Annotated in this window: 27 protein-coding genes; 11 read left to right on the top strand and 16 right to left on the bottom strand. The window is 64.6% G+C overall.

Annotated features, from left to right (window positions below; genetic code table 11):
* Positions 1-14: 14 nt before the first annotated feature.
* The 4 genes from pstA to H0O22_RS05035 all read right to left on the bottom strand — a co-directional run bounded on the left by pstA (position 15) and on the right by H0O22_RS05035 (position 3,715).
* Positions 15-899, bottom strand: a complete 885-nt coding sequence (pstA, locus tag H0O22_RS05020; protein WP_185188315.1) for a phosphate ABC transporter permease PstA — start codon at positions 897-899, stop codon at positions 15-17.
* Between the two features lie 11 nt (positions 900-910).
* Positions 911-1,876, bottom strand: a complete 966-nt coding sequence (gene pstC / locus H0O22_RS05025; protein WP_185187884.1) for a phosphate ABC transporter permease subunit PstC — start codon at positions 1,874-1,876, stop codon at positions 911-913.
* 454 nt (positions 1,877-2,330) lie between these two features.
* A complete protein-coding gene (gene pstS, locus H0O22_RS05030; RefSeq protein WP_185187885.1) occupies positions 2,331-3,311 on the bottom strand; it encodes a phosphate ABC transporter substrate-binding protein PstS in 981 nt (326 codons plus the stop codon).
* A 92-nt stretch (positions 3,312-3,403) separates the two neighbouring features.
* On the bottom strand, positions 3,404-3,715 hold the full coding sequence (locus tag H0O22_RS05035; protein WP_185187886.1) for a helix-turn-helix transcriptional regulator: 312 nt from the start codon (positions 3,713-3,715) through the stop codon (positions 3,404-3,406).
* 82 nt (positions 3,716-3,797) lie between these two features.
* Here H0O22_RS05035 and H0O22_RS05040 point away from each other — a divergent pair, with 82 nt between their 5' ends.
* Both H0O22_RS05040 and arsJ read left to right on the top strand, forming a co-directional pair.
* Positions 3,798-4,802: an ArsJ-associated glyceraldehyde-3-phosphate dehydrogenase gene (locus H0O22_RS05040; protein WP_185187887.1), complete on the top strand. Its 1,005-nt coding sequence runs from the start codon at positions 3,798-3,800 to the stop codon at positions 4,800-4,802.
* Complete coding sequence (arsJ, locus tag H0O22_RS05045; protein ID WP_185187888.1) at positions 4,799-6,028, top strand: organoarsenical effux MFS transporter ArsJ; 1,230 nt, start codon at positions 4,799-4,801, stop codon at positions 6,026-6,028. The genes H0O22_RS05040 and arsJ overlap by 4 nt, the downstream gene beginning before the upstream one ends.
* Here arsJ and H0O22_RS05050 read toward each other — a convergent pair.
* Together H0O22_RS05050 and H0O22_RS05055 are read right to left on the bottom strand one after the other, a co-directional pair.
* Entirely contained in the window at positions 6,019-6,351 is a 333-nt protein-coding gene (locus H0O22_RS05050) for a hypothetical protein (protein WP_185187889.1), read from the bottom strand. The two genes, arsJ and H0O22_RS05050, sit on opposite strands and share 10 nt — an antisense overlap.
* Entirely contained in the window at positions 6,351-6,899 is a 549-nt protein-coding gene (locus H0O22_RS05055; RefSeq protein ID WP_185187890.1) for a hypothetical protein, read from the bottom strand. The genes H0O22_RS05050 and H0O22_RS05055 overlap by 1 nt, the downstream gene beginning before the upstream one ends.
* A gap of 91 nt (positions 6,900-6,990) precedes the next feature.
* On the opposite strand from H0O22_RS05055, the gene H0O22_RS05060 reads away from it, so the two are divergent.
* The 5 genes from H0O22_RS05060 to H0O22_RS05080 all read left to right on the top strand — a co-directional run bounded on the left by H0O22_RS05060 (position 6,991) and on the right by H0O22_RS05080 (position 9,471).
* Entirely contained in the window at positions 6,991-7,209 is a 219-nt protein-coding gene (locus H0O22_RS05060) for a CP12 domain-containing protein (protein ID WP_185187891.1), read from the top strand.
* A gap of 4 nt (positions 7,210-7,213) precedes the next feature.
* On the top strand, positions 7,214-7,447 hold the full coding sequence (locus H0O22_RS05065; RefSeq protein ID WP_185187892.1) for a DUF3136 domain-containing protein: 234 nt from the start codon (positions 7,214-7,216) through the stop codon (positions 7,445-7,447).
* Between the two features lie 196 nt (positions 7,448-7,643).
* Positions 7,644-8,330, top strand: a complete 687-nt coding sequence (locus H0O22_RS05070) for a response regulator transcription factor (protein ID WP_185187893.1) — start codon at positions 7,644-7,646, stop codon at positions 8,328-8,330.
* Between the two features lie 42 nt (positions 8,331-8,372).
* Complete coding sequence (locus H0O22_RS05075) at positions 8,373-8,657, top strand: 2Fe-2S iron-sulfur cluster-binding protein (protein ID WP_185187894.1); 285 nt, start codon at positions 8,373-8,375, stop codon at positions 8,655-8,657.
* Positions 8,658-8,664: 7 nt separating this feature from the next.
* On the top strand, positions 8,665-9,471 hold the full coding sequence (locus tag H0O22_RS05080) for a hypothetical protein (RefSeq protein ID WP_255439485.1): 807 nt from the start codon (positions 8,665-8,667) through the stop codon (positions 9,469-9,471).
* Here H0O22_RS05080 and selD read toward each other — a convergent pair.
* The 7 genes from selD to H0O22_RS05115 are packed head-to-tail and all read right to left on the bottom strand — an operon-like array spanning position 9,468 to position 17,249.
* On the bottom strand, positions 9,468-11,522 hold the full coding sequence (gene selD / locus H0O22_RS05085; RefSeq protein ID WP_185187895.1) for a selenide, water dikinase SelD: 2,055 nt from the start codon (positions 11,520-11,522) through the stop codon (positions 9,468-9,470). The genes H0O22_RS05080 and selD overlap by 4 nt on opposite strands.
* Positions 11,519-12,952 carry an MFS transporter gene (locus H0O22_RS05090; protein WP_185187896.1) on the bottom strand — a complete coding sequence of 478 codons (1,434 nt, stop codon included), beginning with the start codon at positions 12,950-12,952 and terminating at the stop codon, positions 11,519-11,521. The genes selD and H0O22_RS05090 overlap by 4 nt, the downstream gene beginning before the upstream one ends.
* Entirely contained in the window at positions 12,953-13,696 is a 744-nt protein-coding gene (locus tag H0O22_RS05095; RefSeq protein WP_304623029.1) for an amino acid ABC transporter ATP-binding protein, read from the bottom strand. It abuts the gene before it with no gap.
* Positions 13,697-13,704: 8 nt separating this feature from the next.
* Entirely contained in the window at positions 13,705-14,916 is a 1,212-nt protein-coding gene (locus H0O22_RS05100) for an amino acid ABC transporter permease (RefSeq protein ID WP_185187897.1), read from the bottom strand.
* Positions 14,916-15,872, bottom strand: a complete 957-nt coding sequence (locus tag H0O22_RS05105) for an ABC transporter permease subunit (RefSeq protein WP_185187898.1) — start codon at positions 15,870-15,872, stop codon at positions 14,916-14,918. The genes H0O22_RS05100 and H0O22_RS05105 overlap by 1 nt, the downstream gene beginning before the upstream one ends.
* Complete coding sequence (locus H0O22_RS05110) at positions 15,872-16,945, bottom strand: amino acid ABC transporter substrate-binding protein (protein ID WP_185187899.1); 1,074 nt, start codon at positions 16,943-16,945, stop codon at positions 15,872-15,874. Before H0O22_RS05110 ends, H0O22_RS05105 begins: the two co-directional genes overlap by 1 nt.
* 37 nt (positions 16,946-16,982) lie before the next feature.
* Positions 16,983-17,249: a DUF167 domain-containing protein gene (locus H0O22_RS05115; protein WP_255439487.1), complete on the bottom strand. Its 267-nt coding sequence runs from the start codon at positions 17,247-17,249 to the stop codon at positions 16,983-16,985.
* 72 nt (positions 17,250-17,321) lie between these two features.
* On the opposite strand from H0O22_RS05115, the gene H0O22_RS05120 reads away from it, so the two are divergent.
* From H0O22_RS05120 to H0O22_RS05130, 3 genes are all read left to right on the top strand, one after another.
* Positions 17,322-17,891 carry a YqhA family protein gene (locus H0O22_RS05120; RefSeq protein WP_010317753.1) on the top strand — a complete coding sequence of 190 codons (570 nt, stop codon included), beginning with the start codon at positions 17,322-17,324 and terminating at the stop codon, positions 17,889-17,891.
* A 27-nt stretch (positions 17,892-17,918) separates the two neighbouring features.
* The gene (gene pyrC / locus H0O22_RS05125) at positions 17,919-19,007 is read left to right on the top strand and encodes a dihydroorotase (protein ID WP_185187900.1); all 1,089 of its coding nucleotides are present in this window, start codon (positions 17,919-17,921) and stop codon (positions 19,005-19,007) included.
* 62 nt (positions 19,008-19,069) lie between these two features.
* A complete protein-coding gene (locus H0O22_RS05130; protein ID WP_185187901.1) occupies positions 19,070-20,311 on the top strand; it encodes a carbohydrate porin in 1,242 nt (413 codons plus the stop codon).
* Here the strand turns inward: H0O22_RS05130 and H0O22_RS05135 are convergent.
* On the bottom strand, positions 20,295-21,650 hold the full coding sequence (locus H0O22_RS05135; RefSeq protein WP_185187902.1) for a DUF2252 domain-containing protein: 1,356 nt from the start codon (positions 21,648-21,650) through the stop codon (positions 20,295-20,297). The genes H0O22_RS05130 and H0O22_RS05135 overlap by 17 nt on opposite strands.
* A 90-nt stretch (positions 21,651-21,740) precedes the next feature.
* On the opposite strand from H0O22_RS05135, the gene H0O22_RS05140 reads away from it, so the two are divergent.
* On the top strand, positions 21,741-23,240 hold the full coding sequence (locus H0O22_RS05140; protein ID WP_185187903.1) for a peptide ligase PGM1-related protein: 1,500 nt from the start codon (positions 21,741-21,743) through the stop codon (positions 23,238-23,240).
* On the opposite strand, the gene H0O22_RS05145 is transcribed toward H0O22_RS05140, so the two are convergent.
* On the bottom strand, positions 23,237-23,707 hold the full coding sequence (locus tag H0O22_RS05145; protein ID WP_185187904.1) for a universal stress protein: 471 nt from the start codon (positions 23,705-23,707) through the stop codon (positions 23,237-23,239). The two genes, H0O22_RS05140 and H0O22_RS05145, sit on opposite strands and share 4 nt — an antisense overlap.
* Before the next feature lie 33 nt (positions 23,708-23,740).
* On the bottom strand, positions 23,741-24,400 hold the full coding sequence (locus H0O22_RS05150; RefSeq protein WP_185187905.1) for a ParB-like protein: 660 nt from the start codon (positions 24,398-24,400) through the stop codon (positions 23,741-23,743).
* Positions 24,401-24,408 lie beyond the last annotated feature (8 nt).

A 24,408-nucleotide genomic window follows, 5' to 3' on the forward strand; every position in this document is an offset into this window, starting at 1 on the left:
TGTAAAGGGAGGGACTAGTTGGATGTGACCCGCGAGATCCAGCGCGCCAGGAGATTGGAGAGCAAGATCATGACCACCAACACAAATGAAGCGGCCCAAGCCAAGTTGTTCTGGAATTCCAGCGGCATGATCGCGAAGTTGTAGATCAGCACCGACATCGAGGCGATCGGGCCGAGAATGCCTTCGGGCCAGAAGGGAGAGAAGAGCGCGGTAAAGATCAAGGGAGCTGTTTCACCCGCGGCGCGAGCAATGCCCAACACAACACCCGTCGCGATCGAGGTCAATGAAGCCGGCAGGGTGACCTGCGTGACCGTGACAAACTGCGAGGCCCCCAACCCAAGGGCGCCCCAGCGCAATTCATTCGGCACCAATTTCAGCGCTTCATCAGTGGTCTTGATCACCGTCGGCAACATCAAGACCGCCAGTGCAATTCCTCCAGCAAGGGCGCTGTAGCTCTGGCCGAAGAGCAACCGGGTACTCACGATCAAGCCATAGACAAAGACGCCGCAGATGATCGAGGGCACCCCAGCCAGGACGTTGGTTCCGAAGCGAACAAAGGAGGCGAAGGAACCGGAACGGGAGAATTCCGCGAGATAGATGCCGCCGCCAATGCCAACGGGAATGGCAATGACGCTGGCAATCAAGGTGACGATGATGGTGCCGACGATGGCGTTGCCGATTCCGCCCTCCTCAAGACCTGGAGGAGGGGGCAATTCGGTCAACAGCGAGACAGACAGGAAGGATCCGCCCTTCAGAAGCACGTAGCCCAGCACCAGCACGAGCGGAAGAACCGCGATGCAGGAAAACGCAACAGCAACAGCTGTCAACGCAAAATTCCAGCGATTGCGGGGCAGGTTCGGGTTGAAATAAAGCGTGCGATTCGGCCTAGAAGTCGACATGGTTCTTCCTCCTAGGCGTACTTCAAACTGAGCCGACGCACAATCCACTGCGCCAACATGTTGACGATCAGCGTCATAATCATCAAGACAAACGCTGCATACATCAGAGCGGAGATCTGAATACCGTCTGCTTCACCAAACTGGTTGGCCAGCATGGCTGAGATGGTGTTCGCAGGAGCCAAGAGGCTCAAGCTGAAGTTGTTGGAATTACCGATGATCATGGTGACCGCCATGGTTTCCCCCATCGCCCGCCCCAAGGCCAACATCACACCACCGGTGATCCCCGAGACAGCAGCGGGCAAGATCACCTGAACAATGGCCTGCCAACGGGTCGTGCCGACTCCGTAGGCCGCTTGGCGGAGTTCATTCGGCACTTGCTGCAGTGAATCCCTGGCAATCGCGGTAATGATGGGCAAGATCATCACCACAAGGATCAACACAGCAGGAGCCATCCCAGGCCCCAAGGGTTCGGTCGCGAAGAAGGGCATCCAGCCCAATCGGTCGTGCAAGACCTGAAGAATGGGCCGAAGGAACGGCTCCATCACAAAAATGGCCCAGAGGCCGAGCACAACCGAAGGAATCGCCGCGAGCAGCTCGACCATCAAGCCGATCACCTGCCGGTAGCCGGAAGGAATCAAGTTCTCGGTAATAAAGATGGCCGTTCCCACACCCAACGGCACCGCAATCAGGATGGCCAACACGGACGACACCAACGTGCCGTAGATCGCCGTGAGTGCGCCATAGCTATTGAGGCCAGGGTCCCAATCGGAGACAACCAAAAAGGACAAACCGAATTCGGCCATCGCCTCCCTTGATCCCCACAGAACGGTGATCAAAATCCCAATTAGTACCAAGCCCACGATCGAGGCCAAAGCGACAACAAGTCGCCTGAACCCCTCATCAACCAACTTCTCGGAAGTAGGCCGTTGTCGCAGCGTGTAAACCGGAGGAGCCCCCTGCTCACGGGAGGGAGGCACGGTCTGATCCACAACGAGAAAGTCGCTTCGTATAAGCTGTCACAACATAGGCAAAACTTCCTTAAGAGCCGCTTAACAACAGCGCCCCTTACCCACAAACAGAAGGTTGACAATCTTCCCTTCTTCGTATCAAGGAATACTCCGCGCAAGAACGAAAGCCAGTATTTTCAACAACATCTGCATCACTTCATTGCTGGTCAGCACCCCATTTGGATCCATCAGCTTCGTGCCCGGGTGCGGATGGGTGAACAGTGCCAGCCAGAACGGTCAGACTGGGAGGAGCAAGAGGCGGAACAAAGAAAAAGATGAACAGCCACAAACAATCGACAAGAAATAATCCTCACACAAAAAAGCCACCCCCAAAGAGGGTGGCTTTTTTGTGACTCGACTCAGCTTGCAAGAAAAAAGGGCAGGGGATGAACCCTGCCCTTCATGAATCAGTCATCCCGAAGGATCACTTGCCGATCTTGTTCACAGCAGCGCGGGCTTTCGAGAGGATCGCGCCCTTGAGGGGAACGAAACCGAGGTCGTCTGCCTTGGCCTGAGCCTGGTCGCTCAGCATGTAGTTGAAGGTCTTCTTGATGGTGTCGGCGTTGGCACCATTGCCCTTGGCATAGGCCAGAGCCCAGGTCAGGGTCGCGATGGGATAGGCGCCCTTGGCGGTCGGGTTGGGGTTCGTGCCAGCCAGGTTCTGATCGAGCTTGATGCCGTTCAGAGCTTTCGCACCGGAGCTGTAGCTGGGCTTGATGAACTCACCCGATTTGTTCTGCAGAGCAGCAGCCTTGACAGCACCACGGATGTAGGACTGGTTGACGTAACCAATGGCGCCTTGCTTGTTAGCGATCACGCCAGCAACGCCGGAGTTGCCCTTGGCACCCACGGCGTTCGCACCAGGCCACTTCACGGACTTACCAGCGCCGAGCTTCCACTCAGGGGAGAAAGCGGAGAGGGAGTTGGTGAAGGCCTTGGTGGTTCCGGAACCATCCGAGCGGTGCACCCAGGTGATGGCGCCGGCGGAGCAGCCCAGGTCCTTCCAATCGGTGATCTTGCCGATCGCCACTTGGACGGCTTGCTTCTGGGTCAGCTTGAGGTCACAGCCGGGCTTGTTGTAACCGAAGGCGATGGTGCCGCCCACCATGGGGATCTGCACCAGACCACGGGTCACCTTGGCGATGTCCTTGGCCTTCATCGGATCGTCAGAGGCCGCGAAGTTCACGGTCTGGTCGATGAAAGCCTTACGGCCGGAGCCGGAGCCAACGGCTTGGTAGTTGACCTGGGGGCCACCAGCCTTCGCCAGGTCAGCGAACCAGCGCTGATAGATCTTGGCGGGGAAGGTTGCGCCAGCAGCACTGAGGCGGTCTGCGGCCGAGGCGGACATGCCGGTGCCGACGGCCAGCAGGGAGCCGATCAGAAGGGCCTTCTTCGCGAAGGTCATGGATAAAAACCTTGGGGGTTCCTCTCCATGTACGCAACACACGATCCGGCCCGCGTTAGGAGCGGGTTAAGGCTGCGTGAACATTGCGTGAATCAGCAGCAGGACTGGGCTTTTGACGGCGCAGTTGTCTGCAAACGCTCAAGCCAATCGCCCAACTCCGCGATCGCCTCTGGCCGCAGGCGGTAGTAGATCCAGCGTCCTTGCACTCGGGAGTCCAGCAGGCCCGCCTCTCGCATCACCTTGAGGTGAAAGGAGAGCTTGGACTGGGCCACACCCATCTGCTCGGTGAGCTCACAGACGCAGCGCTCTCCAGCCGCCAGCGCCAGCACCACCTCCAGGCGCCGGGGGTCGGCCAAGGCCTTGAACAGGGGGCAGAGCTCCTGGGCAGTCGTGACTGGGGTCATGGCTCGGGCCGCGCCTAACCGGACCTTAACCAATCAAGAAACCTTGATGCATCAAGATTGATTGATTGATCGGGTGCGACGCATGCGGATTGGCATCAACGGCTTCGGGCGGATCGGACGGCTGGTCTGCCGCGCCCTCTGGGGACGACCCGGCATCGAGATCGTTCTGATCAACGACAACCAGGCCACCGCTGAATCCGCTGCGCACCTGCTCTGCTTCGATTCCGTCCATGGACGCTGGGATCGTCAGGCGGAGGCGACCAGCGCATCCGAACTGCTGATCGACGGACAACGCCTGGGCTTCAGCCGCTGCGCCGCCCCCGCCGAGGTGGCCTGGGCGGCCGCCGGGGTGGAACTGGTGCTCGAGTGCAGTGGGCGCTTCAAGACCACGGAGACCCTCGAGCCCTACTTCAGCCAGGCCGGGATCAAGCGTGTGGTGGTGGGCTGCCCGGTGAAGGGAGCCTTGAACGTCGTCTACGGGATCAACCATGCTCTCTTTAACCCAAGCGAACACCGGCTGCTGACGGCGGCGTCCTGCACCACCAACTGCCTGGCTCCGATCGTGAAGGTCGTCCACGAGCAGTTCGGCATTCGGCACGGCTCGATCACGACCCTGCACGACGTCACCAACACCCAGGTCGTCGTTGATGCCTTCAAGAGCGACCTGCGGCGCTCACGCTCCTGCCTGCAATCGCTGATCCCGACAACCACCGGTTCAGCCAAGGCGATCGCGATGATCTTCCCGGAACTCGAGGGCAAGCTCAACGGCCATGCCGTCCGCATTCCCCTGCTGAACGCCTCCTTGACCGACGCGGTCTTTGAGCTGGAGCGACCCACCAGCACAGAAGCGGTCAATCAAGCCTTCCAAGAGGCCTCCCAAGGGGCGCTCCAAGGCATCCTCGGCTACGAAACCAGACCTCTGGTCTCGGTCGATTACGTCAACGACAACCGCAGCGTGGTGGTCGATGCCCTCTCGACGATGGTGGTCGACGGCACCCAGCTCAAGGTCTACGGCTGGTACGACAACGAGTGGGGCTACAGCTGCCGGATGGCCGATCTGGTCTGCCACGTGATCGAGCAGGGATGAGCAGCCTCACCGCCCTGGAGCAGTACCAGCGGGTCACCGCGAACTACTGGGCCTTCACCCTGACGGATGGGGCCCTGCGGATGCTGGTGGTCTTCCACTTCCACCAGCTGGGCTACACCAGCTTGGAGATCGCCTTTCTTTTTCTCTTCTACGAATTCTTCGGGATCCTCACGAACCTCTATGGCGGCTGGCTCGGGGCTCGTTTTGGCCTGCGCCTGACCCTCTGGCTGGGCACCTGGCTGCAGATCGGCGCCCTGCTGATGCTCATTCCCGTGGCGGACTCCTGGCCGAAGTGGTGGAGCGTCGCCTATGTGATGGCCGCCCAGGCCCTGAGCGGGATCGCCAAGGACCTCAACAAGATGAGCGCCAAAAGCGCGATCAAGACCGTCGTCAAGAGCAACGACGGCGATCAGCAACTCTTCCGCTGGGTCGCACTCTTGACCGGCTCGAAGAACGCCCTGAAAGGAGTGGGCTTCTTCCTCGGTGGCGTCCTGCTGACGGGCCTGGGCTTCAACGCCTCAGTGGGCGTAATGGCCGCGGGATTAATGCTGGCCTTTCTCGTCACCCTGGGGCTGCCCGCGGACATGGGGCAGATGAAACGCAAGCCCAAGGTCCTCTCCCTGCTCTCCAAACGCGAAGGCATCAACGTCCTCTCCCTGGCGCGGCTGTTCCTGTTTGGCGCCCGCGATGTCTGGTTCGTGGTCGCCCTGCCGGTCTTCCTGGAGACGGCCTTGGGCTGGCGCTTCTGGGAAGTCGGCAGCTTCATGGGTCTCTGGGTGATCGGCTACGGCATCGTCCAGGGGTCCGCGCCAGCCCTGCGCCGCAGCTGGGGGCAGACCAGCAGCCCGGGCGTCAGCGCCGTCCAGTTTTGGAGCGCACTCCTCACCGCCATTCCCGCGTTGATCGCCATCGCCCTCTGGCGGCAGGTGGCGGATCCAGGGCTGGCGATCGTCGCTGGACTCGCCGCCTTTGGCGTGGTCTTTGCCATGAATTCCTCGATTCACAGCTACATGGTTCTGGCCTACTCCGACAGCGAGTCGGTGAGCCTCGATGTCGGCTTTTACTACATGGCCAATGCCGCAGGACGCCTACTCGGAACGCTGCTCTCCGGGGCGGTCTTCCTGATCGGCGGGCTTCAGGCCTGCCTTTGGTGCTCCTCGGCGATGGTTGCTCTGGCCTGGCTCTTCAGCCTGCACCTGCCGCCGCCGCATGCGGTTCAAAGCTGAAAGAGGGTTCGAATTTTGGGGCTGCGCTCCTGGCAGAGCATCGGCGTGTAGTAGCGAACCGCCGCGGTTTCCACCTCATCCACGCTGATCCCTTCAAAGGCAATGCCCTCCCGCTCAAAGTCCTCCGCCAAGCGCGCCTGCTGAGCCAGGAGCAGCGCCGGTTGGTCAAAGGACTCGCAGAGCAGCTGGGCGTAGAGACGGGCCGCACAACCGGTGTGACCAAAGCGGCGGACGCAATGGGCGACGGGCTCTTGGGGCTGCGCGTTGGCCCCAGCCGCCCACATCAGCACGGTCCACGCGGCGGAGAACAGACGGAGCCGCATTAACGCAGCTGCTCCGTTGAGCAGGCCAAAAAGCGCTTGAGTTCTGCCGCATCCAGGCTGGGGGGCTTCGCTTGGCTCAAGAGGGCCGGGTGAATCGTGCGCAGCTGATCGGCGAGCTGATCCCGTTCGGTGATCGCCGCCTCCTGCCGCTGCTGCTGGGCGTCCCGCCAGACCAGACGACGCTTGGCTTCGCTGCGCCGCCAGTCGGCCACGGCTTGCTCGTACTGCTCCTGCTCGGTCTGCTGGTCGTAGATCGTCAGCAGGCGCTGCTCCTCAGGATCAAGGGGAAGCGGCGCCAGGGCAGGGGTAAAGGACTCCTCCTCAATAGCCTTGAGACGCGACTCGGTTTCGCGATAGCGCTCCACCAAAGGCGGCAGGCTCTCGCGGTAACGGCGGCACTGCACCAGGGCTTGGCGCTTCGCCTCTGTGTCCTGCTTTGGCGCCTCCTTCTGCTGGCGACCTGAACAACTCGCCAAGAGCAACAGCGCCAGCACCACGGCCCCAAGCCGAGGAAGAGCCATCCCATCCATCCGGGAGAGTGCGCCCATGCTCGCAGGCTTTGGGCGGCATCGACCCCATATGGGGGTATCGAGGGAACGGCGTGCAGATCTAGCTGTACTGCGCAGCAAAGATGAGCTCTTGGACAGCATCGACGCCCACATCGCCCAGGACCGCAGCGAGCTGGAACAGGCCCGCAACACGGGCGACAAATCCAAGGCCGCTCACCTGGAAGCCGAGCTTAAGGATCTGGAGGCCTACAAGGCCCACCACCCCGAGGAGAGCAAGGACCCCACCCCCATGGAGGTCTACTGCGATCTGAATCCCGACGCTCCCGGCTGCCTTGTCTACGACGACTAGTCCAATGACCGCCCCCCAAGCCCCGAGCATCACCATTGGTGAGTTAGAGGCGAACTATCAGCTGTACTGCAAGGCACTCAAGATGCTGATCGCAGAACAGCGCACCCTCAACAAGATCAAAAAGACGGTGTGCTGGGGGAAATTGGAGACCCTCCATCACTGCCTCCCCAGGCAGTACAAATCCCCGGATTATCTCTACGCCCAACTGGTGAAAGCCGTGTCCAAGCCAGCTGAGTGAGCCGACGCCCGGACTGGGGATCGCGTCAACTAAAGATTAACCAAGCCCGCACATGTGACTCATCATGCGCGGGCTTTTTATTGAGCCCATTTTTTAAACGAAATACGTCGGTTTAAGGCAAAGACTCCGCCGCGGCAGGCGCCAACCCATGATGGATGTAGCCCCGACGGGCCAGCCCTCCGCTCAGGAGTGAGCGATGGATCTCACCCCCTATCTCCAGACGCTCCAGGGGAGCAACCTTGACGAGGTCCTGCTCTCGGTTGCGGTCAGCGGCAAGGTCGCCCTGGCCATGAAGGGGCGCTTCTTCCTGCGTTGCCTCTGCGAGAGCTTCCGCGAGACCGAGCTGATTGGCTGCGCCGTCACCGATGAAAAGAGCTGCCTGGGCTACCTCGCCAAGGAGCCCTATGAGCTGCTGATCTGCACCGACTTCCTTGAGAGCGGCAGTGGCTTTGACCTCGCCAAGAAAGCCAAAGCGCTGCAGCCCCAGCTGAAGGTGGTGATGCTCTCCCTGGGGGATGCCATTCCGGTGGAACACGCCGACGCGCCCTGGCTGGAGGCCGTGGTGGCCGAGGCGGACTTCATCGAAGACCAAAAACCCCTGGAGGCCGCCGTCTTGGCGGTGATGGGGCACCACTCCTACCGGAGCCCCTCACTGCGGTCCGGACAGCTGCCGTATCTGAGCTGCCCCCGGCTGACCCCTAGGGAGTACGAAGTGCTCGACCTGCTCGCCAGCGGGCTGACGGACAGGGAAATCTCCGAACAGCTGGTCGTCAGCGAGGAGACAGCACGCACCTACACCAAACGTCTGCTGAAGACCCTGGAGGTCAACAACAGAGTCCAGGCGGTGCTCAAAGGCATGCGTTGCGGGATGGTGAAGATCTAGACCCAAACGTGGCTAGAAACGAGATATCTGCCCCCGCCTGCCATGGCCAGCCACACCATCAAGCTTGAAGCGGGTGGCTCCTTCCCATGCAATAGCGAGCAGTACATCCTGGATGCGGCTGAAGCCGCCGGACTAGAACTCCCCTTCTCCTGCCGGGCGGGGGCCTGCAGCAGTTGCGCCGCGAAAGTGCTGCAGGGAAGCGTGGACCAGGCCGACCAGAGCTTTCTCGATGAAGCACAAATCCAGCAGGGCTATGCACTGCTGTGCGTCAGCTATCCCCGCAGCGACTGCCTGATCAAACCCGACGTAGCCGCCGAGCTGAATTAAGCCCAAGATGCGCGCACCCCTGCCTGGAGCCGCCGCGATGGGCCTCGCTCGCGTTGTTCTGCCTGCTGCCCTCCTCTTGGCAGCTTTTCCGGTGCCCGCCAGCCAAGCGGCTTCCGCCAAGTGCCCGAGCAGCACCGGACGCTTCGCGGTCTGGGGGGCCGGTGTCATCGCCAACCGCAAGACCCCAACCGCCCGGCTCATGGAGGAGCGCTGGCTCCCGGATGGGCGCGTCGAAGGACTGATCGTGGAGCGCCGCGGCCAGGGCGAACGCCGCAGTGCCTACACCGGTCAGCGGACGATCGGCAGCAACTGTGTCGCCGTCATCCAGCGCACATTGCCCTGGGGCGTCGACCGCAGCGAGGTCGTGCTCGATGGGCGCGGCCGCCCCGTCTACGGCTTGATCCGCAACACAGGACAGGTGCTCAGTGAAAGCTGGCTCCCGATGGCGACGGACCGCTGCAACAGCGCCAACCTCAATGGGCTGGCGGTCAGCCGGCAGGTGGGCCTCAGCCAAGTCAATGGCGGCTGGAGCCCCAATGCCGTGGTGCAACGGGAACGCTGGACCAACGGCAGCGTGGAGGGCATCGCCCTCTCCAGCTACGGCGGAGACAACGAAAGCGTCAGCTACAGCGGCGCCCTCAGCCTGAGCCCCAAGAGCTGCTGGGGAACGATCCAGGAAACCGACCAGAGCGGACGGACCTACAACTACAGCGCCCTGATCGTGAACGGCCGCCGCAGCAAGGGCGCCCGCGGCTACCTCTACCTGCAGCGCGATCCGGCTGATCTGACCGTGGGCTGGCTGGTGCGTGACTAGGCCTTCAACACCCGAGCGATCACGGCCGCCTGGGCAAACCCCATTGCGTGCAGGCCAGCCAGGGCCGCCTCCGCCCGGGACGCCGGCAGGGCCGCCAGCAGCGGTCCGCAGGTCTGGGGATCGATCCACAACTGCTGATCGACGGCCGTGGCGGGCGTCAAACAACGCATGCCCGAGCCGGGATCGAGATGGGCCAAGGCCCGGGCGTTGGAGGGGGCCAGGGTGCTGGCCAGCCCCTGCGCAAGCAGTTCCCGCGCTCCAGGCAGGGCCGCAACGGCGCCGGGGTCCAGCTCCACCACTTGGCCCGTGCCGAGCATTTCAGCGAGGTGACCGAGCAGGCCAAACCCCGTGATGTCCGTGCAGGCACGGCAACCGTGCTCCTGCAACAGCTCCACCAGGGGAGCTTGGTTCTGCTGCATCGTCTCCAAGGCGGAGTCGATCCACTCGGGCTTGGCGAGCCCGGCCATCGCCGCCGCAAACAGCACCCCGGTGCCAATCGGCCGGGTCAAGAGCAAAACCTGGCCGTCCTGCAGGGGGCCCTTGGGCCAGTGGCGCTCAGGGGCGACCGATCCATTGACGCTCAAGCTCAGTCCCAGGCCGGCGCCATCGCGTCCCTCCAGGGTGTGACCGCCCAGCAACGGCACCCCGAGCGGATCGAGCACTGAGCGCACGCCGGCCAGGGTTTGAAAGAGCAGCTCCTGCTGCAGGGACGCGGACGCCTCCGGCAGGGTGACCAGGGCCTGCACACTCTGCAGCTGGGCACCACAGGCCCAGAGGTCGCTGCTGGCATGCAAGGTCGTCAACCGTGCATTCAGCCAGGGGTCATCCACCAGGGCCGGAAAGCCATCAAGGCTCTGCAGCAACAGCGCACCACTGGAGCTGGACGCCAGCACCGCCGCATCCTCCGGCGGCGGACAACCGGCCTCCGGCTCCAGCCGGGCCAGGGCGCGCTGGAGGGGATCCGCGGCGACCTTGGCGGCACAGCCCCGGCAGGCCATCGCCTCCCCGCCCGCCATGACCGCGCCGCGCGCAAACCCCTCCATGAAGCGCCGATCAATGCGCTGCTTCCAGCGCCAGAGCAGCAGGGAGGGTCCGAAGGCCCTGGCGCCGTAGAAGGCGACGGCACGCGCTCCCCCGTCACCGAGCAATTGGAGTGCGCGGGCCTGGGGACGCCAGGACGTCAAGCGCCGCTGGGGCTCCTCGATGCTGCGCTTGAGGTTGCGGGCCAGCAGCGGTGCGGCCCGCACCGCCCAGACCCCCGAGGCGGGCCGGGGATCGCGGCGAATCAAGCCGCAGTCACCCGAGGCAAACAGCTGGGGATGGCCCTCCACCGCCAGGCTCGGCTCCGTCCAAACCCGGCCGCTCAGGGGATCGCAGGGCAGGCCACTGGCCGCCAACCAGGGCGGAGCCTCCGAGCCCGTGCAGGCCAAATCCGCCGGTGTGTCCGGGCCCACATGGCGGCTCAGGGGAATCCCCGCCTCGGCCAGCAGGCGCTCCCCGGCGCGGTTGGCCGCCGGCGAACCCAGGTGCAGCTGCTCAGACCGCAGCAGCAAGCGGGGCTGATGGCCGCGGGCGACCAACGCGAGAGCCAGCTCCACCGCCGCTGCCCCGCCACCGCGGATCGTGATCGCGCGCGGTGCCTGCTGCAGCCACGCCAGGAAGGGCTCCAGCGGTTTAACCCCGAGCTGCCCGGCGGCCTCCCGGGTCTGGCAGCCCAGATCCAGGCTGAGGCGATCAAAGGCCAGCGGTGGCCGCCCGGCCAGCAGCAGCTGCGCGCCCGGCAGATCCAAGCCCGTGATCTCGGCTCGCACAAAGGTCACACCGACTCGCGCGCAGAGATCGCGCAGATCAATCGAGCACTCACTCAGGCCGTAAAGCCCCGCCACCAAGCCCGGCACCATCCCCGAATACAGGGCCGTGCTGCCGCGATTCACCAGCACCACCTGGGTGTCCTTGGGCTTGAGCTGCGGCCGCATCAACCAACGCCGCAGCAGCAGGGCGTGGCTGTGGCCACCACCCGCCAGAAGCAGCAGCTGGCGGGGACGGGTCATGGCCGTTCGTGGGCCGCATCACCCAGATCCATGCCCTTCGTCTCGATGCGATAGATCCAGGTCACCGCCGCACCGACGAGCGAGGAGAGCACCAGCAGCGGCAGCAGCCGTTGCGTGCCCCATTGCGCCAACAGGACCGGAAACAGAAAGGCCGTGAGCACCGCACCGACCTTTCCCGCCGCGGCCGCCACACCAGCCCCCAAGCCCCGCAGGTGGGTCGGGAAGAGTTCACCAGCCAACAGATAGGTCTGGGCATTGGGCCCGACGTTGGTCATGAACTGGAAGACCACAAAACCGGCCAGAATTAAGGGCAGGCTTTGGCCCCAGGGGCCATCACCGGAGCCCAGGGCCGCCAAGGTCAAGCCCACGGCACAGCCGATGAAACCCAGCACCTGCAAAGGGATGCGGCCCCAGCGATCCGCCAGGGCAATCGCCACCGCGATCCCGGCGACGAAGGCCAGGTCGACAAAGGCCGCGCCCTTGGCTCCGAGCAGGTCGTCATAGATGACCGCGCTCACGCTGTGACCGCCCATCTCCGTGCCAAAGAAGGCGCCGATGATCACCGGAGTGAAGATCCCGATGCCGTAGGTCGAGATGTCCTGGAGGAACCAGGGCACCGAGGAGAGCACCGTGGCCCGCAGCAGTCGCCCCTGGAACAGCTCCCGCCAGGAACCGTGGGCGGCGGCGGTGCTCTCCATGGGATGGAGCTCCACGTCGGAGCGGTTCAAGAGCAGACCCAACTGCTGCGCGGCGCCGCGCAGGTCACCGCGCGAAGCCAACCAGTGGCTGCTCTCCGGCAGCAGCAATCGGCCCCAGGCCACCAGGGCCACGGGGAGGACCGGATAGAGATAGAAGCTGCGCCAGGCCTGCAGTTCAGGGCGCAAGAGCAACACGCCGATGCCCAAGGCGGTGGCCGCCAGGGCCCCCAGGGCCTGAAAACTGAAGGCCCCCAGCACCAAGCGACCCCGGATCGCTGAGGGGATCGATTCAGAAATCACAAGATGGGCCGTGGGGTAGTCCGCCCCGAGGGCCACCCCCACCAGGAGCAGACAGCCCAGCAGCAGAGCAAAACTCGGACTGAAGGCCGCACCGATCAAGCCCAGCAACAGCAGGAGCATCTCGGCGATAAAGACCGGTTTGCGCCCCCAGCGATCCGCCAAGCCGCCCAACACCAGGGCACCCAGCAGGATTCCGAACAGGGGAGCCGCCGTCAGCAGGCCAAGTTCCGCCGCATTCAGGGCGAATTCCTCGTGGACCAGCGGCAGGGCAATGCCACCGATGAAGACGATGAAGCCTTCAAAAAATTTGCCCGCCGAGGCCAGCACCCAGACCAGCCACTGCATCGAGGAGAGGGGCGGGCCGGCCAGACCTTCCCCGCTGGACCAGCGGGGCACCTCTTCGATGTAGGCCTGAACGTGGCGCCGCTCCATTTAGGCAATCTGGCTCAGGAATTGCCGCGTGCGCTCGTGTTGGGGCGCGCTGAAGAACTGCTCGGGCGGCGCAATCTCCACCACTTCCCCCTCCGCCATCAGCACCACCCGGCTCGCCACCTGACGGGCAAAGCGCACCTCGTGGGTGACCACCACCATCGTCATGCCCTCGCGGGCCAGTTCCTGCATCACCTCCAGCACCTCCTGCACCATCTCCGGGTCCAGGGCACTGGTGGGTTCATCGAAGAGCATCACCCGCGGCTCCATGCAGAGGGAGCGGGCAATCGCCACCCGTTGCTGCTGACCGCCGGAGAGCTGGCCGGGGTATTTGTGCGCCTGCTCGCGGATGTTGACCCGCGCCAGCAGCTCCAGGGCCTCGCGCTCCACCTCCGCCTTCTCCCGCTTGCGCACCAGCACGGGCGCCAGGCAGAGGTTCTCGAGCACCGTCAGGTGCGGGAACAGGTTGAACTGTTGAAAGACCATCCCCACCTCCCGGCGGATGGCATCGATGTTGCGCACGTCATCGGAGAGCGCCATCCCATCGACGACGATCTCCCCTCCTTGAAAATCCTCGAGGGCATTGAAGGTGCGAATGAAGGTGCTCTTGCCGGAGCCGGAGGGCCCCATGATCACGACCACCTCACCGCGGTAGACGTTCAGGTCCACACCGCGCAGGGCGTGGTAGCCGTTGGGATACCACTTCTCGACCCCGCGGGCCTCGATCATCAGGTCGCGATCCGTCATGGCAAACCTCAGGCGGGTTGGGGGTTGGTGTTCAGGCGGGTTTCCAGGGCGCGGCTCCCCAAACCCAAGGCAGCGCAGCAGCACCAAAACAGCACCGCCAGCACCAGATAGACCTCGGCGTCTTTACCGATGAAGGCCGGATTGGCCATCACCGCCCGGGCCGTCCCCAGCAGCTCAAACAGGCCGATCAGCGAAAGCAAGGTGGTGTCCTGCAGCAGGTTGATGAACTGCCCGACCATGGCCGGCAAGGCCACCCGCAGGGCCTGGGGCAAGACCACCTGGAGCATGGCCTGATGGACCGGCAAGCCCAGGGCGCGGGCCGCCTCCATCTGACCGGGGGGCAGGGCCACCAGTCCGGAGCGGACCGCTTCGGCGACATAGGCCGCCGCAAAGAAGGTCAGCACCCAGGCCGCCCGCCAGACCCGATCCGGGGTGAAGCCGCCCGGCAGCAGCAGGCCCAGGATGTTCTGCCCCAAAAAGAGCAGGGTGATCAACGGCGCACCGCGGATGAACTCGATGTAGAGAACCGAGAGCCAACGCAACAGCGGCAGGCTGCTGCGCCGGCCCAGGGCGAGCAGCACCCCCAGGGGGAAGCAGAGCAGGATCGCGAAGCAGGCCTCAATCAAGGTCAAGAGCAATCCACCCCAGCGGTAGGGGGAGACCGCGGGCACGCCGAATCCACCGGCAATCAAGGTCATGCCGAGCAGATAGAGCAGCGGCCAGATCAACGGCCAGCCGCGGCGGGCGATGGCGGGCAGGGCCGTACCCCAACGCCCGGCCAACCAACGGCTGGCCATCAGGAGGGCCGTGATCAACCACCAGCGCAGGGCGATGGCAGCGCTCAATTGCAAGACGAGCGGAACGAGCACGCCCAAACCGCTCAGCAGGGCCACCGCGAACCGGTCATTGGTGGGCCAGAGCACCGCACGGCGATCGGGGCGGGGCAAGGCGCGCAGCAGCCCCCAACTCAAACCCGTGGCCACCGCCAGCAGCGTGGTGAGCAACCAGAGACGCCACTGCTGATCCAATGGGTAGCGGCCGACGGCGAACAGGGTGCTGTTGACCTGGATGACCGCCCACTGGGCCTTGAAGACGAGCCAGTGGAGCAGGGCGTGGCCACCGGCGAGCAAGGCCGCCAGCAGCACAACCGTGATCAGCCCATCGAGGGGAGAGGCGAACAGGGCGGCCCGCAGCCGCTGCAGCGCAGAGGGACGTTCCATCAACGGCTCCTCAGCTGGACGGCCCGGTTCAGCCCGTTCATCAAGGCGGAGATCACCAGGTCAATCGCCAGGTACGCCCCCAGCAGGATCACCATCACCTCCACGGCCCTGCCGGTTTGGTTCAAGGTCGTCTCCGCCACCGAGTAGAGGTCCGCGTAGCCGCAGGCGATGGCCAGAGACGAGCTCTTCGCCAAGGAGATGTACTGGTTGTTGAGGCCCGGAACAATCACCGGCAGGGCCTGGGGCAGCACCACCCGCCGCAGAGTTTGCAGGGGCGTGAAACCCAAGGAACGGGCCGCCTCCCATTGCCCCTTGGGCACCGAGGCAATCCCGCCGCGCACCACCTCGGAGATGAAAGCGGAGATGTAGACGATCAATCCCGTCAACAGGGCGGCGAATTCAACACTCAGGCGAATCGGCGCCTGCCAGACCCCGTTCACCAATTCGGGCATGCCCAGGTAGAGGCCCGACTGGGCCAACACCAACCCGGGCCACTGGATCGCGTTGGCCCCACCGGGTAGGGCCAGGAAGACCACGAAATACCAAAACACCAACTGCAGCAGCAGCGGGATGTTGCGGATCAACTCGACGTAGACCCGCGCCAGCCCCCGCAGCAGGGCATTGCCGCTGAAGGAGGCCACCCCGACGGCGGTGCCGACGATCGAAGCGCCAATCAGACCGATGACGACAACCCGCAGGGTGTTGACCAGTCCGGCAAGCAGCGCCCACCAGTAGGGCTGCTCCGCACTGAAGGGCAACCAACTGCCGGCGATGTCAAAGCCGGCGGGGTTGCCGATCCAGCGCCAGGTCAGCAACAACCCAGCGGCCGCCAGGTTGCGCACCAAGTTCCCCACGAGGAAGGCCACCAGGACCAGCACCACCACACCGACGGCGGCCTGAACAAGCCACGGGATCAGGCGGCGGTTGCGCCACCACGGGGTGACCGGCGGCGCCATTAGCGGAAGGGAGGCGAGTAGATCAGACCGCCATCGGTCAACTGACGGTTGGTGCCCCGCTCGAGGTTGATGCGGGTGTTCACGCCCAGGTTGCGATCAAAGATCTCGCCGTAGTTGCCGGTGGCCTTGATCACCTGAACGACGAAGTCAGCCGGCAAACCCAGCTGCTGGCCCAGCTGACCATCCACCCCCAGGAAGCGACGCAGATCGGCCTGGTTGGGATCGGCCTTTGCTTCGGCGAGCTTCGCCTCGACATTGGCCTGGGTGATGCCGGACTCCTCGGCCTGCATCAAGGCGTAGGTGATCCAGCGCACCGCGTCGGCCCAGACCGGATCGCCATTCACCGTGGCCGTCGCCAGGGGCTCTTTGCTCAGGTCGCCGGCCAACAGCACGTGGGCCTTGGGGTCGGGAAAGCTGCTGCGCTTGGCCGCGAGCAGGGCCCGATCGCTGGTGACCGCCACGCAGCGTCCCTGGAGGTAGGCCGCGTAGGTCTGGCCGTCGTTCTGGAACTTCAGCGGCATGTAGGCGGCGTTGAGCTCGCGCATCCGATCGGCGAGGTTCAACTCCGTCGTGGTGCCCGTGGTGACGCAGATCGGTTTGCCGGCCAACTGCTTCAGCGTGGTGATGCCGCTGCCGGCGTTCACCATCACGGCCTGGCCGCCATAGAAGTGAATCGGGCCAAAACTCAGGGCATTGCCCCCCGCCGCATCGCGGCTCAGGGTCATCGTGGTGCTGCGGGAGAGCAGATCCACCTCACCGCTGTTCACCGCCGCAAAGCGCTCACTGGCGCTGAGGTCGCGGAACTGCACCCGTCCAGGATCACTGAGCACACCCGCGGCCACGGCCCGGCAGAGGTCCACCTCGAAGCCCTGGTAGCGGCCATCCGGGGCGACAAAGCTGAAGCCCGGCAACTTGCCATCAACGCCGCAGACCAATTCGCCCCGCGCCTTCACCGCGGCCAGCTTTTGGCTTTGCAGCCCGGAGCCCTCCACCGCACAACCGGTCAGGGCCAGGCCAGCGAGCAGGGGAAATGCTCGAAGCACCTTGCCGATGAGCGAGGGGGGATGGGGCATCAATCGGGGCTCATTTCGCGAATTGTGCCATCGGTTTTTAGGGCTGGGGCGAAGCCAGCAACTGCTCCTGCACCGCTTGGGCCGTGAGGCCCTCCACCTGAATCCACTTCATCCGACTGGTCTGGCCGCGGACGAGCACGACGCTGCGGGGCCGCACACCCAGGGCGCGAGCGACAAAGCGCAGCAGGGCCGCATTGGCCTCCCCATCCACCGGGGGAGCCTTGAGCTGAATCGCAATCGCCCCATCCCGCAGACCCTGCACCTGATCGCGGCTGGCGCGGGGCTGCACTCGGATCGCGACCAACTCCGCCGTCAAACAAATCCAAGGACTGGCCTGCCTAGGGTCACCCCATCTATCGCTGCATGCAACGCGTCGATGAGCTCCATCAAGCGTCTGAGCTGGGCCATTGAGAACGTCTTTGAGCGTTGGCTCTGGAAATTCCGCTTGATCGCGATCGTTCCCGTGGTGATGAGCCTGCTGGGGAGCGGCGCCACCTTCATCAGCGGGACCTCTGAGATCTGGCACTCGATGGGGTTGTTGCTCGATGCCTCCCCCGACGACAGCCGCACCGTGGCCCTGCTGCTAGGGGAACTGGTGGGCGGCGTCGATCTCTATCTGATTGGGATCGCGCTGATGATTTTTGGCTACGGCGTCTACGAGCTGCTGATCTCCGACATCGAAGCGGCCCGCAGCCCGGGCGCCGGCGGCAACGGCCTCCTGGACATCCGCAGCCTGGATGTCCTCAAGGAGAAGTTGGTCAAGGTGATCCTGGTGGCCTTGATCGTGGCTGCCTTCAAATCGATGTTGATCTTCCCGATCGACAACACCACCAACCTGCTCGTCTTCTCCGGCTCGGTGCTGCTGCTGGCCCTCTCGGCCTACCTCGTCTCCGGCGGCCCCAACCGCTCCACCTGGAACCAGCCGCGGGAGACGCCCTTCGAGTAGGGCCAGCGCGTTGTGTAAAACAAAGGCATGAGCAGCACCCTCACGATCCGCACCCCGGACGACTGGCATCTCCACCTGCGGGATGGGGAGATGTTGCAGGCCGTGGTCGGCCACACCGCACGGCAATTCGCCCGGGCGATCGTGATGCCCAACCTCAAGCCGCCGATCACGACGGTGGAGCAAGCCCAGGCCTACCGCGATCGGATCACGGCCGCCCTCCGCGCCAGCCAAGGGCCTGATGCCGCAGCGGGCTTCACGCCACTGATGACCGCCTATCTGACGGAGACGATCAACCCCGCCGAACTGGAGCGGGGCCATGGCGAAGGGGTCTTCACCGCCGCCAAGCTCTACCCCGCCGGCGCGACCACCAACTCCGATGCCGGGGTGCGCGATCTCGCCAACATCCAATCCGTGCTGGAGACGATGGAGCGGATTGGCATGCCGTTGCTGATCCACGGCGAGGTCACCGATCCAACCGTCGACATCTTTGATCGCGAGGCGGTCTTCATCGAGCAGCAGCTCATCCCCCTGCTCCAGCGCCATCCGGGCTTGAAGGTGGTGCTCGAGCACATCACCACCGCCGACGCGGCGGACTTCGTTGCCACCGGACCGGACAACCTGGCGGCGACGATCACCCCGCATCACCTGCACATCAACCGCAACGCCCTCTTCCAAGGGGGCCTGCGGCCGGACTTCTACTGCCTGCCGATCGCCAAACGGGAACGGCATCGCCTCGCCCTGCGGGCGGCGGCAACCGGCGGCAGCAGCAAGTTCTTTCTGGGCACCGATTCAGCGCCCCACCCGAGGGGATCGAAGGAATCGGCCTGCGGCTGCGCCGGGATCTACAACGCACCGTTTGCCATCGAGAGTTACGCCCAGGTCTTCGAGGAGGAGGGGGTGCTCGATCGCCTCGAGGCCTTTGCCAGCGTGCATGGCCCGACCTTCTACGGGCTTCCGCTCAACACCGGCACGGTGCAGCTGGAACGCAACGACAAGAGCGAGGCGGTTTCTGGCTTGATGGAACTCGAGAACGGCAGCACGACGCCAACCACCCTGGTGCCGTTCCACGCCGGTGAACCACTGAATTGGCGGCTCAATCGGGCCCAATGGCACTGAGGAACGCGCAGGCGTAACGCCCTCAACCTCGCCAAGATGGGATCGCCTTTTCGAACGCCACGGTGATCCCGCGCGGCCTCGCCACTGGATCCCTGGGCTGCCTGCTGGGACTGCTGCTTGGGGCGGGCGCCTGGGCAGGCGAAGTCGACACGCCCAGCGCGGAAGCCTCGGCAGATCAGTCCTTCAGCCTGCAGCAGGCACTGAAGCTGCCGGATTGGCTGCGCGTCTCGATCAGTTACACCGCCGAGCCCATGGCCAACCCCATCGGCGGGTCGGCGCAGACATCGGCCTGGATCCAAGACACCGCACTTGATCTCCAGGTCGGAGCTGGCCTGGGCAAGGCCTCCACGGACTGGGTCGAGCTGGACCACTGGAGCCTGAACCTCAACGTCAACCACGTCGCCGGCGATAACAGCTACGCCGGCCGGATTGGCGCCTTTCTCACCCCACAAACCCTGGCCTACCCCGCCGGGTTCTACCCAACGGAACTTTCGCTGGAGCGTGACGCAGGAACCGGCTGGCTTGGAGTACGCGCTGGTGTCATCCCGATCAATAGCGATTTCGACGGGACCTTAATGACGGCCCCGATCCTCGATAGCTATGTGCACTCGGCGCTGAACAACACCTACAACATCTATGCGGGGAACATTCCGATTACGCCCTTCTCTGCCCTCGCGGCACGGCTGGATCTGCATCCCCACGAGACCCTCGCCGTCTACTACGGCTGGTTTGACCTGAAAACAGCGATCCCTGTGATCACCTCCCTGGGGGCGCCGGTGAACCTCACACCCACCAAGGTCGGCGATGCCCACATCCTGCAGCTGAACTACACGCCAAAGGGTTCCGTTGCCGCCACCCCCACCTTGCCTGCTGCGCTGTTGTCGGTGGGGGGCTTCACCACGGACTTCCAGGGCGAAGGCGTCTATGGAAGCGCGACGTGGAAGAGCGGATTACGCCTGGGACTCGATGATCGGGTCTGGATCAGCGCGGCCTACTCGCCGGACTTCAGCCTGAACCAGGCCCCCAGCTTCATCGGCGGTGGCGTGGTGATCCAAGGCATCGTCCCCAACCGCCCACAGGACCTGCTGATCCTGGGGGGCAGCCACGCCGGCCTGAGCGCCAGTGCACCACCGGCCTATCCCAACCGCCCCTATGAGGGCGTCCTGGAACTGGGCTACCGGCTGCAGCTCAATCCCAACCTGAATCTGCAACCCACCCTGCAGTGGATCTTCGATCCAAGCGGGCGCGAGCAACCCACCCCAGGGATCCTGACCACCAGCGTCCAGATCAGTCTGAGCTTGTGAGACGACCTGAGGCCATCGCCTGCAGCAGGGCGCGGTGGTCCTCTTCCACCTGATCGCTGTAGGCCACGGCAAAGCTGGCCATGGCCCGATCAAACGCTTTGTCATCCCCCAGGGCCCCATGGAGCGCTTGGCGCTGTCCGCTTCTGGCGTGGGCCCGGGCGAGGACCGACGCGCAGAGCTTGGCGTAGGCCTTCAAGGAGGAGGGCTTCATCGCCTCCAGGGACACCGACGCTTTCCAATCCCGGAGCTGCCGCCAAACCATCGGGATCCCCTTCGGCGTTGATGTCCAGCCCAGAAAGGGATCCGAGACGCACTGAATCAGGCGCTGACCTTCAACAATCCGCTGACCGTCATGCCCTGAGCCGCCTCCCAACTGCTGGTTGACGCAGGAGGGGAGAGCCTGCTTGCTTTGCAGCAGCAGCCAATCCTCGGGGTGCGGCCCCTTCATCAAACCAATCGCACAGCGGGTCCCCACGGAACCGACACCGACGGCCTTCAGGGCGGTGTCGATCAAGGCGAAGTCCTGCAGTTGATGGCGGCGATGGGGCGGCAGGCTCTCGCGATAGCCCGCCAGAAGGAAGGCGATCGCTTTGCTGTGGCTTGGAATGGAGGCCGGGTCCAAGTCCGGTTCTGAGGTCCAGAGCAGTCGGGGATCCAGCAGGGCATGGCGCCAAATCAGCGGGGGCTGATGGCGGATCTGCGCGGTCCCATCCGGCAGAAACTCACAGTGTTTCTGGATGGCGTGGCGGCCGGAGCGCCGCAGGGCATTGGCGACGGCCGCCTCGAGGTGGGAGCGAAAGGCCGTCTGCGGGAGGGCCTCAACAAAGCGCTCGACATGCAGCAGACAGTTCCAGAGCTTCAATGTGGGGAGCTCGGCGTACTCCGCCATCGCCTTGCGGTAGGCCCCCGCCACCTTGCGGGCCAAGCGGGCTTGCTCCTCGCCATCGAGCTGCCATTGCCGCGCCACCAAGACGACACTGACGAGGAGACGTTTGACATCCCACTCAAACGGTCCAGGAGACGTCTCATCAAAGTCGTTGATGTCGAAGACCAAGCTGCGCTCGGGGGAGGCATAGAAGCCGAAGTTCAGCAGGTGGGCATCGCCGCAGAGTTGGACCCGGTGGGCACTGCGGGGCAGCGGAGCCAGGTCTGCCGCCATCTGGGCGGCCGTCCCTCGAAACCAAGCAAAGGGGCTCTCGGCCATGCGCCGATGGCGCTCCGGGATCAACCAGGGCAGGCGGGTGCTGTTCTGCTCCTCAATCCGCTCGATCGGGTCCAGCCGATCGATCAGCGGTTGCCAGAGCGCCAGGTCCTCCCATCCAGGATTGCTCGAGCTCACCGACCTGCAGACCTGCACCTACTACCGACTTAGCTGTGGCGCGGGCAAAACGGAAGAACCTCGCAAAGATGGAGAGGCGCGCCCTGCCCCATGGCCCTCTCGTTTCGGGAACTCCAAGCGCAACTGCAGCCGGGCTGGGGCTGTGAGCACAGCGGCAAGAGCGGTCAATTCGATGTGCTCGTGGTGCCCTCCCTGACGATGGACAAGGCCCTGATGGCCTTGGTCACCGGAGCGCACCACTACGAGGAACGGCAGCTCTTCTCCTTGATTCGGCTCCGGGACCCCGGGGTGCGGGCGATCTACGTCACGAGCAAGTTGCTGCCGGAGCTCGTCGTCGATGCGGTGCTGGAACTCCTGCCCGGTGTCCCCACCTCCCATGCCCGCCGGCGGCTGCAGCTCTTTGACACCGATGACGCCTCCAACCGTCCCCTGACCGAAAAGCTGCTGGAGCGCCCCGCCCTGCTGGCCCGGATCAAGGAGCAATTGCGCCCAGGCCGCAGCTTCATCAGCTGCTTCGTGGTGACCGAGCTGGAAAAACGCCTCTCGGAAGCCCTGCAGATTCCCCTGCTGGGCACCGACCCCGCCCATGGCCACTGGGGCAGCAAGGCCGGCAGCCGTGAGCTCTTTGCCCGTTGCGCCGTGCCCCATCCGCAGGGGAGCGATCTGGTGCACAACCTCGACGACCTGAGCGAGGTCACGGCCACGCTCTGGGAGGAGCACCCCGAGCTCAAGCGCTGTGTGGTCAAGCTCAACGAGGGGATCAGCGGTGAGGGCAACGCCGCCCTCGATCTCCTGCCGCTGGACCTCGACGCGTGCTCGGCGGCCGGCCGGCGCCAGCGGCTGCGCCAGGAACTGGAGCGCCTACCGATGCCCGCCCAAGGCTGGCTCACCCTGCTGGCGGAGCAGGGGGCGTTGGTGGAGGCCTGGCTGGAGGGGGGCGATCAACTCAGCTCCCCGAGCGTGCAAGGAACGATTCACCCCGGGGGGCGCGTCGAGGTGCTCTCCACCCACGAACAGATCCTGGGGGGAGCCAACGGCCAGACCTACCAGGGCTGCCGCTTCCCCGCAGATCAGGCCTATCGCCTCGCCTTGATGCGCCATGGCCAAGCGGTCGGCGAAGCCCTCGCCGCCGAAGGGGCCCTGGAGCGCTACGCGGTCGATTTCATCGCCCGCCTGATCGATGGGCAGTGGGACCTGCAGGCGATCGAGGTCAACCTGCGGCAAGGAGGCACCACCCATCCCTACATGGCCCTGCGGGCGATCACCACGGGCAAGCTCCATCCGGAGTCCGGGGAATTTCTCTCTCCCACCGGCCAGGCCTTGCACTACATGGCCACCGACAACCTGACCCATCCCAACCTGCGGGGATTGCTGCCGGCGGACCTGATCGACATCGTCGCGGAAGCGGATCTGCACTACGACCCCGCCCGCCTCAGGGGCAGCGTCTTCCACCTCCTCGGCTGCCTCTCGGAGTACGGCAAGTTGGGCATGACCTGCGTGGGCCGCAGCGCCGAGGAGGCGGAGCAGGTCTACGCGGCGACCGCCGGTCAGCTCATCCAGCAGGCCACCAGCGTTCAGGGCGGGGCCTAGTCCTGGCCGCGGCCGGGGTAGACCAGCACCGGCAGATCGGCGTGGGTGAGCACCCGTTGGGTTTCACTCCCCAGAACCAGACCCGCCAACCCGCGGCGGCCATGGGAGGCCATGAAGATCAGATCGCAGCCGTTCTCACTGGCCGCCTCCAGGATCGCCTCGTAGATCACGGCATTGACCGAGGTGGCACCAGCGGCCGAGACCCCCTTGGCGCTGGCCTTGGCCTTGGCCTGCGCCAAGACCGATTCGGCGTACTCCGCGTTGGCCTTGTTGAACTGCTCGCTCAAGAGCGGATCGAGCACCAACCCTTCGCCATAGAGGGCCACATCGGGGCGCCCATAGAAGCTGGGTTGCACGTGGAAGAAGGTGACCTTGGCGCCGATTTCACTAGCCATCTCCAGCGCCTGATCCACCGCCAACTGGGAGAGCTCCGAGCCGTCCGTGGGCACCAGGAAATGACGAAACATCGGCCGCAATCCTTCGCGCTACCCGCAAGCTAGTCAGCCTGGACCAATCCAACCGGCCAGCTGTGAGGGCGCCTGGGAGCGGGCCAGGGCCCGGGCGGCGGGTAGAGCCGGCTCGAGTTTGGCGGAGCTGAAGGGCGGCAATTGACGACTGCGCAGCCAGGCACCCCAGCGGAACTCGTGGAAGGGAATCAGCGGCGCCGACGCGATCACCTTCTCGCGCTTCAACTTCCAGACCAAGCTGCGGTAGGGATCGTCCTGGGTTCCAAGAAGGGTCGGGGGCAGGACGGAGGGGTGCTGCGGCCCCAAGCCGCGGCCGTCATAGAGGTAGAGCCAGCCGCGGCGATGCAGCTCAGCGAGCACAACGGCGGGGTCCGCGCTGGGCACCTCGAGGGCGACATAGCCAAAGGCCGTGGCCTTGGGGTCCAGCTCCAGCAGAGCCCGCAGACGGTGGTGGCGATCCACCATCCAGAGCTCACCGGCGGCACTGCGGACCAGCGGCGTGGGTTTGCGCTTTAAGTACTGCCGCTGCTCTTTCGGGTCATCCTCAGCAAAATCCCCTTGGCGGCTCACGATCTCCGCCATGCCCACACAGAGCTGAGTCGGATGCAGATCCTGAATAGGGACCTCGAACAGCGCCTGTTTGCCCTCCGTCGGGGGCGGCAGGGGATGAAACGGAGGCAGACGCAAAGCCATCGTCCGAA

Source organism: Synechococcus sp. LTW-R (genome assembly GCF_014217875.1).
Taxonomy (GTDB): domain Bacteria; phylum Cyanobacteriota; class Cyanobacteriia; order PCC-6307; family Cyanobiaceae; genus Vulcanococcus.

Bases quoted from the DNA above. Each gene is read 5' to 3' on its own strand.
- H0O22_RS05035 (WP_185187886.1), bottom strand. From the start codon at position 3,715: ATGACCCCAGTCACGACTGCCCAGGAGCTCTGCCCCCTGTTCAAGGCC.
- H0O22_RS05110 (WP_185187899.1), bottom strand. From the start codon at position 16,945: ATGCCCCATCCCCCCTCGCTCATCGGCAAGGTGCTTCGAGCATTTCCC.
- H0O22_RS05070 (WP_185187893.1), top strand. From the start codon at position 7,644: ATGGATCTCACCCCCTATCTCCAGACGCTCCAGGGGAGCAACCTTGAC.
- H0O22_RS05065 (WP_185187892.1), top strand. From the start codon at position 7,214: ATGACCGCCCCCCAAGCCCCGAGCATCACCATTGGTGAGTTAGAGGCG.
- pstA (WP_185188315.1), bottom strand. From the start codon at position 899: ATGTCGACTTCTAGGCCGAATCGCACGCTTTATTTCAACCCGAACCTG.
- H0O22_RS05120 (WP_010317753.1), top strand. From the start codon at position 17,322: ATGAGCTCCATCAAGCGTCTGAGCTGGGCCATTGAGAACGTCTTTGAG.
- H0O22_RS05100 (WP_185187897.1), bottom strand. From the start codon at position 14,916: ATGGAACGTCCCTCTGCGCTGCAGCGGCTGCGGGCCGCCCTGTTCGCC.
- pyrC (WP_185187900.1), top strand. From the start codon at position 17,919: ATGAGCAGCACCCTCACGATCCGCACCCCGGACGACTGGCATCTCCAC.
- H0O22_RS05150 (WP_185187905.1), bottom strand. From the start codon at position 24,400: ATGGCTTTGCGTCTGCCTCCGTTTCATCCCCTGCCGCCCCCGACGGAG.
- H0O22_RS05080 (WP_255439485.1), top strand. From the start codon at position 8,665: ATGCGCGCACCCCTGCCTGGAGCCGCCGCGATGGGCCTCGCTCGCGTT.
- H0O22_RS05145 (WP_185187904.1), bottom strand. From the start codon at position 23,707: ATGTTTCGTCATTTCCTGGTGCCCACGGACGGCTCGGAGCTCTCCCAG.
- H0O22_RS05140 (WP_185187903.1), top strand. From the start codon at position 21,741: ATGGCCCTCTCGTTTCGGGAACTCCAAGCGCAACTGCAGCCGGGCTGG.
- pstS (WP_185187885.1), bottom strand. From the start codon at position 3,311: ATGACCTTCGCGAAGAAGGCCCTTCTGATCGGCTCCCTGCTGGCCGTC.
- H0O22_RS05050 (WP_185187889.1), bottom strand. From the start codon at position 6,351: ATGCGGCTCCGTCTGTTCTCCGCCGCGTGGACCGTGCTGATGTGGGCG.
- arsJ (WP_185187888.1), top strand. From the start codon at position 4,799: ATGAGCAGCCTCACCGCCCTGGAGCAGTACCAGCGGGTCACCGCGAAC.
- H0O22_RS05075 (WP_185187894.1), top strand. From the start codon at position 8,373: ATGGCCAGCCACACCATCAAGCTTGAAGCGGGTGGCTCCTTCCCATGC.
- H0O22_RS05040 (WP_185187887.1), top strand. From the start codon at position 3,798: ATGCGGATTGGCATCAACGGCTTCGGGCGGATCGGACGGCTGGTCTGC.
- H0O22_RS05090 (WP_185187896.1), bottom strand. From the start codon at position 12,952: ATGGAGCGGCGCCACGTTCAGGCCTACATCGAAGAGGTGCCCCGCTGG.
- H0O22_RS05095 (WP_304623029.1), bottom strand. From the start codon at position 13,696: ATGACGGATCGCGACCTGATGATCGAGGCCCGCGGGGTCGAGAAGTGG.
- selD (WP_185187895.1), bottom strand. From the start codon at position 11,522: ATGACCCGTCCCCGCCAGCTGCTGCTTCTGGCGGGTGGTGGCCACAGC.
- H0O22_RS05105 (WP_185187898.1), bottom strand. From the start codon at position 15,872: ATGGCGCCGCCGGTCACCCCGTGGTGGCGCAACCGCCGCCTGATCCCG.
- H0O22_RS05055 (WP_185187890.1), bottom strand. From the start codon at position 6,899: ATGGGCGCACTCTCCCGGATGGATGGGATGGCTCTTCCTCGGCTTGGG.